The sequence below is a fragment of the Microbacterium sp. EST19A genome (assembly GCF_019969685.1).
Lineage (GTDB): Bacteria > Actinomycetota > Actinomycetes > Actinomycetales > Microbacteriaceae > Microbacterium.
In genome coordinates, this window is record NZ_JAHXYZ010000001.1 from 1,843,767 (window position 1) to 1,856,986 (window position 13,220).

Annotated in this window: 10 protein-coding genes; 3 read left to right on the forward strand and 7 right to left on the reverse strand. The window is 68.2% G+C overall.

The features are described 5' to 3' along the window. Positions 1–17: 17 nt before the first annotated feature. From kdpB to LC452_RS22070, 3 genes are read right to left on the reverse strand one after another with little or no spacing between them, the layout of a single operon-like run. Positions 18–2,201: a potassium-transporting ATPase subunit KdpB gene (kdpB, locus tag LC452_RS09125; RefSeq protein WP_223624368.1), complete on the reverse strand. Its 2,184-nt coding sequence runs from the start codon at positions 2,199–2,201 to the stop codon at positions 18–20. Position 2,202: 1 nt separating this feature from the next. After that, positions 2,203–3,882 (reverse strand): potassium-transporting ATPase subunit KdpA, encoded by a 1,680-nt coding sequence (gene kdpA, locus LC452_RS09130; RefSeq protein ID WP_223624371.1) that lies wholly within the window; start codon positions 3,880–3,882, stop codon positions 2,203–2,205. Further along, the gene (locus LC452_RS22070; protein WP_136055757.1) at positions 3,882–3,971 is read right to left on the reverse strand and encodes a potassium-transporting ATPase subunit F; all 90 of its coding nucleotides are present in this window, start codon (positions 3,969–3,971) and stop codon (positions 3,882–3,884) included. Before LC452_RS22070 ends, kdpA begins: the two co-directional genes overlap by 1 nt. Positions 3,972–4,278: 307 nt before the next feature. On the opposite strand from LC452_RS22070, the gene LC452_RS09140 reads away from it, so the two are divergent. Then, positions 4,279–5,457, forward strand: coding sequence for an SLC13 family permease (locus tag LC452_RS09140; protein WP_223624373.1), 1,179 nt, complete (start codon positions 4,279–4,281; stop codon positions 5,455–5,457). 42 nt (positions 5,458–5,499) lie between these two features. Here LC452_RS09140 and LC452_RS09145 read toward each other — a convergent pair whose 3' ends face one another. From LC452_RS09145 to LC452_RS09155, 3 genes are all read right to left on the reverse strand, one after another. Further along, positions 5,500–6,207 (reverse strand): ThuA domain-containing protein, encoded by a 708-nt coding sequence (locus tag LC452_RS09145; protein ID WP_223624375.1) that lies wholly within the window; start codon positions 6,205–6,207, stop codon positions 5,500–5,502. Positions 6,208–6,211: 4 nt separating this feature from the next. Beyond that, positions 6,212–6,802, reverse strand: coding sequence for a GNAT family N-acetyltransferase (locus LC452_RS09150; protein WP_223624377.1), 591 nt, complete (start codon positions 6,800–6,802; stop codon positions 6,212–6,214). 156 nt (positions 6,803–6,958) lie between these two features. After that, entirely contained in the window at positions 6,959–9,064 is a 2,106-nt protein-coding gene (locus LC452_RS09155) for an APC family permease (protein ID WP_223624379.1), read from the reverse strand. A 180-nt stretch (positions 9,065–9,244) separates the two neighbouring features. Between LC452_RS09155 and LC452_RS09160 the strand changes: the two genes are divergently transcribed. After that, positions 9,245–9,943: a GTP pyrophosphokinase family protein gene (locus tag LC452_RS09160; protein ID WP_223624381.1), complete on the forward strand. Its 699-nt coding sequence runs from the start codon at positions 9,245–9,247 to the stop codon at positions 9,941–9,943. 69 nt (positions 9,944–10,012) lie between these two features. Here LC452_RS09160 and LC452_RS09165 read toward each other — a convergent pair whose 3' ends face one another. After that, complete coding sequence (locus tag LC452_RS09165) at positions 10,013–11,449, reverse strand: MFS transporter (RefSeq protein WP_223624383.1); 1,437 nt, start codon at positions 11,447–11,449, stop codon at positions 10,013–10,015. 163 nt (positions 11,450–11,612) lie between these two features. Between LC452_RS09165 and LC452_RS09170 the strand changes: the two genes are divergently transcribed. Continuing rightward, positions 11,613–13,199, forward strand: coding sequence for an alpha-amylase family glycosyl hydrolase (locus LC452_RS09170; RefSeq protein ID WP_223624385.1), 1,587 nt, complete (start codon positions 11,613–11,615; stop codon positions 13,197–13,199). The last annotated feature ends 21 nt before the right edge of the window (positions 13,200–13,220 follow it).

Genomic DNA, 13,220 nt, shown 5'->3' on the forward strand with positions numbered 1-13,220 from the left:
GAGGCCTTTCCAAACTGTCAGAAGCCGGGGATCAGGCTCACGACGAGGTCGATGAGCTTGATGCCGATGAACGGGGCGATCACGCCGCCGAGGCCGTAGATCAGCAGGTTGCGCTGCAGGATCTGCGAGGCGCTCGCGGGGCGATACTTCACGCCGCGGAGCGCGAGCGGGATGAGGAACACGATCACGATGGCGTTGAAGATGATCGCGCTGGTGACGGCGGATGCCGGGGAGTGCAGCTGCATGATGTTGAGCACCGCGAGCCCGGGGAAGACGCCCATGAACATCGCCGGGATGATGGCGAAGTACTTGGCGACGTCGTTCGCGAGCGAGAACGTCGTGAGGGCTCCGCGGGTGATCAGCAGCTGCTTGCCGATGCGCACGATGTCGATCAGCTTGGTCGGATCGGAGTCGAGGTCGACCATGTTGCCGGCCTCCTTCGCGGCCGAGGTGCCGGTGTTCATGGCGACGCCGACGTCGGCCTGCGCGAGGGCGGGGGCGTCGTTCGTACCGTCGCCCGTCATCGCGACGAGCCGGCCGCCCTCCTGCTCACGCCGGATGAGCTCGAGCTTCTGCTCGGGCGTCGCCTCGGCGAGGAAGTCGTCGACGCCCGCTTCCTTCGCGATGGCGGCGGCCGTGAGCGGGTTGTCGCCCGTGATCATGACGGTGCGGATGCCCATGCTGCGCAGCTCGTCGAACCGTTCGCGCAGACCGTCCTTGACGATGTCCTTGAGATGCACGACCCCGAGGATGCGGGCGTCCTGGGTGCCTGAGCCCGTCGAAGGGCCCTTCACCGCGACGACGAGCGGGGTGCCGCCGCTGGAGGCGACAGCATCCGTCAGAGAGGTCAGCTCCGTGTCCCTTTCCACGGTCCCTGAGCCCGACGACGGGTCCAGCCATGCGCGCACGGCGGAGCCGGCGCCCTTGCGGATCTGCGTGCCGTCGGCCAGGTCGAGCCCGCTCATGCGCGTCTGGGCCGTGAACGGCACGATGACGGCATCCGTCGGCTGTTCGACCCGGATGCCGCGGCTCGCGGCGAGGTCGACGATCGAGGCTCCTTCGGGCGTCGGGTCGGCGAGCGACGAGAGAGCGGCGATGCGCAGCAGCTCGGCGTCTCCCACGCCCTGAAGCGGGAGCACCTCGTGGGCGCGACGGTTGCCGTAGGTGATGGTGCCGGTCTTGTCGAGCAGCAGGGTGGTCACGTCTCCGGCGGCCTCGACCGCGCGTCCCGACATCGCCAGAACGTTGCGCTGCACGAGCCGGTCCATGCCCGCGATGCCGATGGCCGACAGCAGGGCGCCGATGGTGGTCGGGATGAGGCAGACGAGCAGGGCGATCAGCACCGGGATGCTGACGGGCGATGCGGCGTACGACGCGATCGGGTTGAGAGCGAGCACGACCACGACGAACACGATCGACAGGCTGGCGAGCAGGATGTTCAGCGCGATCTCGTTCGGGGTGCGCTGACGGCTCGCGCCCTCGACGAGGGCGATCATCCGATCGACGAAGGTCTCGCCCGGCTTCGAGGTGATGCGCACGACGATGCGGTCCGAGAGCACGCGGGTGCCGCCGGTGACGGCGCTGCGGTCGCCCCCGGACTCGCGGATGACCGGCGCGCTCTCGCCCGTGATCGCCGACTCGTCGACCGTCGCGATGCCCGCGATGATGTCGCCGTCGCCGGGGATGAGCTCGCCCGCCTCGACGATCACGACGTCGTCGCGCTGGAGCTCCGCCGACGAGACCTCGACGGTGTCCGCGTGCTCGGCAGCGGCATCCGCGGCCAGGTCGTGACCGACGACCCGTCGCGCCATGGTGCTGGTCCGGGTCTTCCGCAGCGTCGCGGCCTGCGCCTTGCCGCGGCCTTCGGCGACCGATTCGGCGACGTTCGCGAACAGGACGGTGAGCCACAGCCATACCGCGATGCCCCAGGTGAACGGGGCGGGCACGGGCGTCCCGCCGGAGTCGGCGGGGCCGCCGAGGAACGGCTCGGCGATCGCCAGCGCCGTGGTGAAGGCCGCGCCGACCCAGACCAGCAGCATGACGGGGTTGCGCACGAGCGAGGCCGGGTTGAGCTTGCGCAGCGCGCCGGGCAGTGCCTGCACGAGCTGCGCCCAGCCGAACGCGCGGGCCGGGGCGTCGGTCGTCGAGCGAGAGGAGCGAGACGAGACGTCGGGCTCAGAAACGTCGGTGTCGAGTGTCATGTCAGACGAGTCCTTCAGCGAGGGGTCCCAGTGCGAGCACGGGGAAGTAGGTGAGTGCGGTGACGATGACCGTCACGGCGAGGAGGAGGCCGACGAACTGCGGCCGATGGGTGGGCAGCGTGCCGGAGGTGGCGGGGATCCGCTCCTGCGCCGCGAACGAGCCGGCCAGCGCCAGCACGAGCACGATCGGCAGGAAGCGGCCGAGCAGCATCGCGACGCCCAGGGCGGTGTTGAACCACGGAGTGTTGGCGGTGAGTCCGGCGAATGCCGAGCCGTTGTTGTTCGCGGCCGAGGTGAACGCGTAGAGCACCTCGCTCATGCCGTGCACACCCGGGTTCAGGATGCTGGTCGACTCGACGTCCTCGCGGATGCCGGGAATCGCGAAGCTCAGAGCCGTGCCGCCGAGCACGAGTGCCGGCACCACGAGGATGTAGAGGCTCGCGAGCTTGATCTCCCGCGGCCCGATCCTCTTGCCGAGATACTCCGGGGTGCGGCCGACGAGCAGCCCGCCGACGAACACCGCGATGATCGCGAGCACGAGCATCCCGTACAGACCCGAGCCGACGCCGCCGGGGGCGACCTCGCCGAGCATCATGTTCAGCATCGGCATCATGCCGCCGAGCGCCGTGTACGAGTCGTGCATCGAGTTGACCGCGCCGGTCGACGTGAGCGTGCTCGCGGTGCCGAAGAGCGTGGAGCTCAGGATGCCGAAGCGCTGCTCCTTGCCTTCCATCGCGGCGCCGGCGAGTTCGGGGGCGCTGCCGCCTCCGGCGAGCTCGAGGGCCGAGAGCGCGAAGGTCGAGATGAGGAAGATCGTGCCCATCACGGCCGCGATCGCGTAGCCCTGGCGGTGATCGCCGACCATGCGGCCGAACGTGCGGGGGAGCGCGAACGGGATCACGAGGATCAGCAGGATCTGCACCAGGTTCGTGAACCCGGTGGGATTCTCGAACGGGTGCGCGGAGTTGGCGTTGAAGAAGCCGCCGCCGTTCGTGCCGAGGAGCTTGATCGCCTCCTGTGAGGCGACCGGTCCGCCCGGGATCGTCTGCGTGCCGCCCGACACCGTGGTGACGTCGGTGAACCCGGCGAAGTTCTGGATCACGCCGCCGGCGAGGAGGGCCACCGCGCCGATCAGGGCGATCGGGAGCAGCAGACGCCCGAGGCCGCGGGTCAGGTCGACCCAGAAGTTGCCGATCGTGGTGGAGCCGCGGCGGGCGAGGCCGCGGATGAGGGCGATCGCGATCGTGAGACCGACGGCCGCCGAGACGAAGTTCTGCACGGTGAGGCCGGCGAGCTGCACGGTGTAGCCCATGGTCTGCTCGGGCGAGTACGACTGCCAGTTCGTGTTGGCGACGAAGGAGGCCGCGGTGTTGAAGGAGAGCCCCTCGGGCACCGCGGGAAGGCCGAGCGACTGCGGCAGGAACGCCTGGAGCCGCTGCAGCGCGTACACGAGCACGACGCCGACGACCGAGAACGCGAGCACGCTGCGGGCGTACGCGCGCCAGGTCTGCTCGGAGCGGGAGTCGACACCGATCAGCCGGTAGAGGCCGCGCTCGACGCGGAGGTCGCGCGGGGTCGTATAGACGTGGGCGATGTAGTCCCCGAGCGGGCGGTAGAGCAGCACGAGCACGACGACGACGGCCACGACCTGCAGCACGCCGAACCAGATCGACGTATCCATCAGAACCTCTCCGGAGCGACGAGGGCGACCACGAGGTAGACGACGGCGGCGACCGCGAGGGCGGCGGCGATGATCTCGAAGACGATCACAGCTTCTCCACCCCCTTGGCCACGAGGGAGACGAGGGCGAACAGCGCGAGAGTCAGCGCGATGTAGATGATGTCGAGCACGGAGTCGATACAACTCCCGTGCGAGGCGGCATCCGACGATCCTCACGGTTCCCCTACGGGTTCCCGCCCGACCCATGCGCCGCCCTCACGACGGGCGGGTCGGTCCGTGGTTCCAGTCGCAGTTGCTGCCGTCCTCAACGCGTAAGGCGGCACGACCTGCGACCGGAATGCGGCGCGGCGGCACGAACTGCGACCGCGACCACAGCCTCCGGCCCTATGCTCACGGAGTGGGTGCGACCAGGCGGCGGATCGGGGCGGGGACGGTGATCGTCCTGGCGCTCATCGCCGTCGCCGCGGTGTGCGTCGTCAGCGGCATCCTGCCGAGTGCGGATGCCGGTGCCCTCGGCCTGCGCACAGCGCCGGTTCTGGGGTTCGTGGTGGCGATCACGATCGTCGCCGAGCTCGCCCGCGATGCCGGTGTCTTCGACGTGCTCGCGCAGCGGCTCGCCCGCTGGGGCCGCGGCCGTGTGATCGCGCTCTGGGCCTCGGTCGTCGCGCTCGCCGTGGTCAGCACCGTCTTCCTGTCACTCGATACGACGGCCGTGATCGGGACGCCGGTGGTCGTGGTGCTCGCGCAGAGCATCGGCGTCTCCCCGCTGCCGTTCGCGCTCGCGACGGTGTGGCTGGCGAACACGGCATCCCTCGCTCTTCCGGTCTCGAACCTGACCAACCTGCTCGCCGCCCCCGCGATCGGCGCCGATCCTGCCGCGTTTCTCGCGCTGAGCTGGGCGCCGACGCTCGTCGGCGTGCTCATCCCCGTCGCGCTCCTGACGATCGTGCATCGCCGCACCCTCTTCGGCGCCTACCGGGTGCCGCAGGCAGGCACCCCGTCCGACCGCTTGCTGTTCTGGGGTTCGGCCGGCGTGCTGGTGGTGCTGCTGCCGATGCTCACCCTCACGCACGACGTGTGGATTCCGGCCACGGCCGCAGCGCTGCTGATGCTGGTTCTCTTCGCTGTTCGGCGTCGGCACGTGCTGCGACTCTCATTGGTGCCGTGGCAGGCGCTGGGGCTGGCCGCGGCGTTGTTCGTGCTGGTCGAGGCGGCGCACGCCAACGGCATCCTGGACTTCCTGACGTCCGTCGCGCCGAGCGGACACGGCATGGGGGCGCTCCTGCAGCTCGCGGCGATGGGCGCGGTCACCGCGAACGGCGTGAACAACCTCCCGGCCTACCTGATCCTCGAACCCGCGGCGGGCGACCCCGTGGCGTTGATGGCACTCCTGATCGGCGTGAACCTCGGCCCGCTCATCACTCCGTGGGCCTCGCTCGCGACACTGCTCTGGCACCACCGCATCGTCGCGCTCGGCGTCACGATCAGCTGGCCGCGCTTCATGCTCTGGGGAGTAGTGGTGGCCGTACCGACGGTCGCTGTCGCCGGGCTGGTGCTGGCGCTCGTCGCGGGGTGAACCCGGTGTCCGCACGGCTCGCTAGCATTTGCCCATGCCGCGCTAGACCGCTTCCCCTCGGCTCGCCCACAGCAACCCGCGTTCGACGATGGTGCGCACGTTCGCGTCGCGAAGCACCCCCGTGTCGTGACCCGGGGTGGCGACGAAGACGCGACCGGCACCCCACGAACGGGTCCAGACGGCCGGGGAGGTGATCGGGCGGTGCCATGGCTGATCGGCGCGGGCCGGATGCGTCGTCGTCGCGAGCACGTCGTTGAGGTCGTCGTGCAGCACCCAGTACTGCTCGGTGGTGAGCGCGAAGTCCGAGATGCCGCGGGTGATCTCGTGATCGCGGCCGAGCTCGGTGATGTCGATGGTGTGCGGGAGGAAGCTGTCGGCGCCGTCTCCGCGGATCAGCTCCTGCGCCTTCGCCGGATGCTTGACGAACTGCCCGCCGACCAGCTGCAGGTAGTCGGAGTTGGCGCGGTACGCGTCGACGATGCCGCCGTGCCATCCGGCGAAGCCCGCTCCGGCGAGAACCGCGTCGCGCAGCCCCTTGATGGCGGCCGCGGAGATCTCCGCCATCGTCACCGACTGCACGATCAGGTCGGTCTCCGCCATGACCGCGGCATCCGCGTAGGTCTCGCTCGAGTCCTCGATCCGCACGTCGAACCCACTGCGCTCGAGGAACGGGACGAAGAGGTCGGTCGTCTCGACCGGCTGGTGGCCCGCCCAGCCGCCGCGCACGATCAGGGCCCTGCGTGAGTTCATGACCTCAGCCTAGGGACGCGGTCGAGCGCTCTGCCCATTCCTCGGCGAGGATGCCGTAGTTCATGCCGTCGAGCCACTCGCCGGAGCGGTGCAGCGCAGTCTTGCGGCTGAACTCCTCGCGCCGCATCCCGAGACGCTCCATCAGCCGCCACGAGGGCTCGTTGTCGGCGAAGCATCCGGCGTGCACGCGACGCAGCCCGAGCGGTCCGAAGCAGACGTCCATCACCGCGCGGATCGCCTCGGTCGCGTACCCCTTGCCCGTGTACGCGGGATCGAGCACCCATCCGAGCTCGGCCTCGACGTCCTTCGCCTGATCCGCGACCTCGAGCTGCGCCCATCCGTCGCCGATCTTGATCATGATGTCGCCGATGGGCACGGGGTCGCCGTCGTCGCCTTCCGGCAGCAGCTCGACCAGGTGCATCGCCGCCATCCGCTCCGGATCGCGGTAGCGTTCCCGGAACGCCTCGAGAGTCTCGGGTGCGAGTCCCAGCCAGCGGTTCACCTCGGGGAGCCGCCGCCATTCCCACATCGCGTCGATGTCGGGCTCGGTCATCGCGCGGATCTGCAGCCGTTCGGTGCGGACGAGTGATTCCATCACCTCAGCCTAGGGATGCTGCTCGGTCTTCCGGTCGCGATAGATGTCGCCCGGACCGCCGCTGAGCGGCACGAATCGCGACCGGAACCCTTCCGAGCGACGTGAATTGCGACCGGAGGCCGGAGACCGAAAGGCGGCAGACGGATGCCGCGGTGCCTAGTCCTGCGGCGGACCGCCGGGGCGGTGCGCACGGCGGCCGTTGACCACGACCGGACGACCGGCGCGTTCCTGGCCCGGCAAGGGGCGCGAACGACGGCCGTAGATGAGCTCGGACGAGTCGAGAAGCCACGGCACGAGCGTGATCGAGACGCCGTGCACGAGCATGAGCTGATTGGCGAGGCGGCGGGCGCGGCGGTTGTGCAGGAACGTCTCCCACCAGTGCCCCACGATGTACTGCGGCAGATACACGGTCACGACGGAGGAGCCGTGCTTCGCCCGGTACTGCTTGATGAACTGCGACACCGGCTGAGCGAACGACCGGTACGGCGACTCCACGATCACGAGCGGGATCGGCATCAGGTGGTCGGCCCATTGCTTCTGCAGTTCGGTGGCGGCATCCGCATCGACGGCGACGTGCACCGCGATCGTCTTGCCGTGCTTCGCGGCGACCGCGTAGTCGACGGCCTTGGCGACCGGCTTCTGCAGGCGGCTGACCATGACGATCGCGAGGTCGCCCGTCGCGCCGAAGCGCGTGGTGTCGTCGATCGCGATCTCGTGGTCGACGTCGCGGTAGTAGCGCTTCACGCCGAGCATCAGGAACGCGAGGATCGGGATCGCGAAGAACACGAGGTACGCGCCGTGGGTGAACTTGGTGATGGTCACGATCACCAGCACGAGCACCGTGAGCGTGGCGCCGGCGGAGTTGATGATGAGACCGACCTTCGCCGACCGGCGATCGGATGCCGATGCGCCGTCGACTCCGGACGCCGGCGTGTCCTCGGCCGGGCCCCGCAGGACTCGTCGCCAGTGCCGCACCATGCCGATCTGCCCGAGCGAGAACGACACGAAGACGCCGATGATGTACAGCTGGATCAGCGTCGTCAGCCGCGCCTGGAACACCACCAGCACGACGATCGCGCCGATGCCGAGCAGGATCATGCCGTTCGAGAACACCAGGCGGTCGCCGCGGGTGTTCAGCGACTTCGGCGCGTAGCCGTCGCGGGCGAGCACGGCGCCCAGCAGCGGGAAGCCGTTGAAGGCGGTGTTCGCCGCGAGCAGCAGCACGCAGGCCGTCGCCGCCTGCACGATGAAGAAGAGGATGCTGCCGCCGCCGAACGTGGCCGCGGCGATCTGCGCCATGAGGCTCGGCTGCGGACTCGTGCAGTCGAATCCGATGAGGTCGCACGGGTTCTCGGCGTAGTGCACACCGGCGATGAGGGCCAGAGCGGTGAGGCCGGCGAAGAGGCAGATCGCGATCGAGCCCATCAGCACGAGGGTCGACTGCGCATTGCGCACCTTGGGAGTGCGGAACGCGGGCACGCCGTTCGACACGGCCTCGACGCCCGTGAGGGCGGAGCATCCGCTCGAGAAGGCACGCAGGATCAGGAGGATGACCGCGGCCTGGCTGAGGTCTTCCGCCTGCACCGAGAACTCGGCGCTCGACGCGATCGGCGCGTCGCCGAGGAACGTGCGGATGATGCCGGTCACGATCATGAAGCCGACCGAGCCGATGAACAGGTAGGTGGGGATCGCGAAGACCAGCGACGCCTCGCGCACCCCGCGGAGGTTCACGATGATGATGAGGATCACCGCGCCGACCGCGAGCTCGACGCGGAACGGGTCGAGCCCCGGCACCGCGGAGATGATGTTGTCGACGCCCGAGGCGACCGACACGGCGACGGTGAGCACGTAGTCGACGAGGAGCGCGGCGGCCACGATCACACCGGGGATCTCGCCGAGGTTCTTCGACGCGACCTCGTAGTCGCCACCGCCCGACGGGTAGGCCTTGATGAGCTGCCGGTAGCTGAGCACGACGACGATCAGCAGCACGACGACGGCGGCGGCGACCAGCGGCGTGAACGACAGGAACGTCAATCCGCCGATCAGCAGGATCATCAGCAGCTCCTGCGGCGCATAGGCCACGGAGCTCAGGGCGTCGGACGCGAAGATCGGCAGCGCCATCCGTTTCGGGAGCAGTTGGTCTTCCACTTGCTCGCTCGTCAGCGGGTCACCGATGAGGATGCGCTTGGCGAGGGGCGGGGCGTCCGCGCTGTCTCGGATTTCGTCTGACACGTCCGGCGACACTACGCCTGCCGACGGCATCCTCACGACATCCTCACGGAATCCCTACGGCGTGTCGCACGTCCCTCACGGAATCCTTACGGCCTCCGGGGAATACGCATCTCGCAGAACGACATGAACCTGGCAGGGATCCATGGTGACCTCTGCGACGCATCAGCGATCCACAGCCCTTTCCGATCACGAGCACGTAACGTCGAGGGCATGACGACCCTTCAGGTCACCGAAGACTCCATCCGCAAGACACGCGAACTGCGTGACGAGTTCCAGCGTTTCCTGCGCGAGTACGAGTTCGGGATGCGTGAGGTGGAGACGAAGATCTCGATCCTCCGCGACGAGTTCACCCACGACCACGCGTACAACCCGATCGAGCATGTGAAGAGCCGGCTGAAGACCCCGGACAGCATCGTGGAGAAGATCGCCCGCAAGGGGATCGACGAGCCGGACTTCGACCGCATCCGGGCCGAGATCACCGACATCGCCGGGGTGCGGGTGACCTGCAGCTTCGTCGCCGACGTCTACCAGCTTTTCGATCTGCTCACCCAGCAGGACGACGTCACGGTTCGCGTGGTGAAGGACTACATCGCCGAGCCCAAGGACAACGGCTACAAGAGCCTGCACGCCATCATCGAGGTGCCCGTGTTCCTGTCGACCGGTGCCCTGTCGGTGCCGGTCGAGGTGCAGTTCCGCACCATCGCCATGGATTTCTGGGCCAGCCTCGAGCACAAGATCTACTACAAGTTCTCGAACCAGGTTCCGTCGCACCTCGTCGACAGCCTGACGGATGCCGCGGCAGCCGCGGCCGAGCTCGACACGCGCATGGAGCGTCTGCACCGCGAGGCCCACGGCGTGCCGCGCCGTTCGCTCGCCCCGCCGCCGCCCCCGCACATCGTCGGGGTCTGACGCGGATGACCGCGCGTTTCTCGGCATGAGCATCCGAGAAACGCGCGATTGTCCGAGATCCGGGCAGGATCAGCTGCCGACGGCCTCGCGCCGAGCGGCGAGCTCGGACACGATGCGCGGATACCGGCGGTCGAGCGTGTAGCCGATGAGCAGCGCGGCCATGGCGACGGCGGAGATCACCGGCAACCAGATGAACAGGAAGCCGATGGCCCCGATCGCAGACTCCGGTTGTTCGCTCGCCGTGGCTGACGAGACGTAGCCGCTCCCGGCGAGCATCATGCCGATGATCATGCTGCCGATGCCGGCGCCGATCTTCTGGCCGACCGAGATGCCGCTGTAGACGATGCCCTCGGCGCGTACATGGCTGCGCCATTCGACGTGCTCGATCACATCGCCGATCATCGCGAAGATCGAACCCAGGATGGCTCCGGCACCGATGCCGGCGACGCATTGCCCGATGATGACCGTGGTGAGGGTGGACGGATCGATGAGGATCAGGAGCTGCCCGGCCACGATCACCGCGCAGGCGAGGATGCAGGCGTTGCGCTTTCCCCACCGTTTCACGACGGGGACGGCGAGCAGCACGCCGGAGAGCTCTGCGATCATGCGGAGGGTCAGGATGCCCGTGGCGGCGGACTCGTCACCGAGCACCCACTTCGCGTAGTAGAGCGAAACGCCGGGGAGCGTGAGGAGAATGTTCAGCACGACGCTGAAGCCGAGGAGCAGCATCCAGTAGCGATTGCCCGCAAGGAGACCGAGGGTACGCATGACCGGCAGCGGCGGGGCCTTCCGATCATCCGTCGAGACCTCGGCGGGGGACACCGCCTCGCGGCAGAACCGGAACGTGATCAAGAACAGTGCCGTGACCAGCGCGCCGATGATGAGGAACGTGTACGTCCAGGCGAGTGCGCCGCCGCCGAAGCCGTCGACCATCGGAAGGGTGACCGCCGCGATCGCGATCGAGCCGACGTAGCAGCCGACCATCCGGAAGGTGTTGAGCAGTGCACGGCCGAACTGGTCTTTCGTCATCAACGTGGCGAGCACGCCGTAGGGGATGTTGATCGCCGAGTAGATGACGGAGGCGCAGAGGTTGAACGTGATGAACGCGTAGACGATCTTGCCGGTGTCGCCGAGATCGGGAGCCGAGAACATCAGCGCGACGGACAGTCCGAAGGGCACGGCGAACCACTTCAGCCACGGCAGCGCCTTGCCGCCCCGCCGCGACCGCCGCTTCTCCATCGCGATCCCGATGGCGAGGTCGGAGACGGCGGCGATGAGCCGGGAGACGAGGAAGATCGTGCCGACCACGCCGGCATCGATGCCGACGACGTCGGTGTAGAAGAACGTGAGGAAGGAGGCGACGGCGATGAACACGAGGTTCGAGGCGACGTCGCCGCAGCCGTACGCGAGTCGCTCGGCGAAGCCCGGCGTCCTGAGCTCTCCGAGGTCGGAGGCGGTCGAGTGCGGCGTTCCCTGCTGATTGTCGGATTGCGTGCTGCGGCTCATCGGTGAGTCCTTCGGCATGTGATCGCCGTCTGGCGATCCGGTCGGGTGGGTGGCAGGCCTGTGACTCCAACCTGGGACCACGCCGAAGCAGTGTCAAACAGGAAACGAACCGCATTCGCCGGATGTTTGCCCCCGGATCCTCCCGCTTGTGAGACTCCGGGACATGAACCAGCAGAACTCTTCCGAAACGACGGAGTGGTGGAGGGGCGCGACGCTCTATCACATCTATGTACGGTCCTTCCAGGACGCGAACGCCGACGGTCACGGCGACATCCAGGGCATCATCGACCGCCTTGAGTACCTCGAATGGCTCGGCGTCGATGCGCTCTGGCTCTCGCCGACGATGCCGTCGCCGAACCGCGACTGGGGCTACGACGTCGCCGACTACGAGAACGTGCAGTCCGACCTCGGCGATCTCGCCACGCTCGATCGCCTGATCACTCAGGCAGGGGAACGCGGCATGAAGGTCATGCTCGACCTCGTCGCGAACCACACGAGTTCCGAGCATCCGTGGTTCCTCGACGCGCGCAGTTCGCGTGATTCGGAGCACCGGTCCTACTACGTGTGGGCGGATGGCAAGGAGGACGGTTCGCTCCCCAACAACTGGGTCGACGACACCGGAGAGGTGGCCTGGACGCTCGACGAGCAGACCGGCCAGTACTACTTCCACAACTTCCTCGACGCTCAGCCCGATCTCAACTGGTGGGACGAGCGCGTGCACGCCGAGTTCGCCAGGATCATGGACTTCTGGTACCGGCGCGGCGTCGCGGGCTTCCGCATCGACGTCGCGAACGGGCTGTACAAGGACAGGCTGCTGCGCGACAACCCCGTGGATCCTCGCGCGGTGATCTACAACACCGAAGTGCAGGGGCGCTACGGCATCGAGCACAAGTACAACTTCAATCAGCCCGAGACGCATCAGGTGTACCGGGACTGGCGCGCGGCGGCGGAACAGTTCGATCCGCCGCGGCTGCTGCTCGGCGAGACCTGGGTCGCCCGCGTCGACGAATTGACGCCGTACTACGGGGATGGTGACGAGCTGCAGCTGGGCTTCAACTTCCCGCTGATCTTCGCCCCGTTCGAGCCGCAGGCCCTCGCGCGGATCGTACGCGAATCGTTCGCCTCGTTCCCGGCAGGATCGGCGACGGTATGGGCGGGGTCGAACCACGACCTGCCGCGCATGTCGACGCGCTGGGCGCAGAACGATGAAGGGCGGCTGCGCCTGGCCCACACTGTGCTCGCCACGCTCCCCGGTACGTACGCGCTCTACTACGGCGACGAGCTGGGCATGGTCGACAGCGACATCCCCTCCGACCTGCAGCAGGACCCGCTCACCGCCGGAGGGCTCAACGGGCAATGGCCCCGCGACAACGCGCGCGCGCCGATGCGGTGGAATGAGACGGACGACGGGGCCTTCACCGCCGGCACCCCGTGGTTGCCGATCCATCCGGACGCTGCCGTCAACGTCGAGCGTCAGCGCAGCGATCCCCGCTCCGTGCTCCATCTCGTGCGCGACCTCATCGCGCTGCATTCCGAACACCTCGGAGCCGGTGCGGAGTACGTGGAGGTCGAGGTGACGGACGAACGATGGATCTACCGATCGGGTGAGCTGCTCGTCGTCGCGAACTTCGCGGACGCGCCGCTCGAGGCGCCTCGCGAGCGGGGAGAACTGCTGCTCGCGAGTCGCGCGTCGGAAAACGGCGGGCAGGTGCTCCCCTGGAGCGCCGCCGTGTATCGCGCGGCGGAGTAGACGCCGAGTCGCCGCCCGGGT

Coding starts and splice junctions, on each gene's coding strand:
- kdpB (WP_223624368.1), bottom strand. CDS start 2,201: ATGACACTCGACACCGACGTTTCTGAGCCCGACGTCTCGTCTCGCTCC.
- kdpA (WP_223624371.1), bottom strand. CDS start 3,882: ATGGATACGTCGATCTGGTTCGGCGTGCTGCAGGTCGTGGCCGTCGTC.
- LC452_RS09145 (WP_223624375.1), bottom strand. CDS start 6,207: ATGAACTCACGCAGGGCCCTGATCGTGCGCGGCGGCTGGGCGGGCCAC.
- LC452_RS09150 (WP_223624377.1), bottom strand. CDS start 6,802: ATGGAATCACTCGTCCGCACCGAACGGCTGCAGATCCGCGCGATGACC.
- LC452_RS09155 (WP_223624379.1), bottom strand. CDS start 9,064: ATGCCGTCGGCAGGCGTAGTGTCGCCGGACGTGTCAGACGAAATCCGA.
- LC452_RS09160 (WP_223624381.1), top strand. CDS start 9,245: ATGACGACCCTTCAGGTCACCGAAGACTCCATCCGCAAGACACGCGAA.
- LC452_RS09165 (WP_223624383.1), bottom strand. CDS start 11,449: ATGAGCCGCAGCACGCAATCCGACAATCAGCAGGGAACGCCGCACTCG.
- LC452_RS09170 (WP_223624385.1), top strand. CDS start 11,613: ATGAACCAGCAGAACTCTTCCGAAACGACGGAGTGGTGGAGGGGCGCG.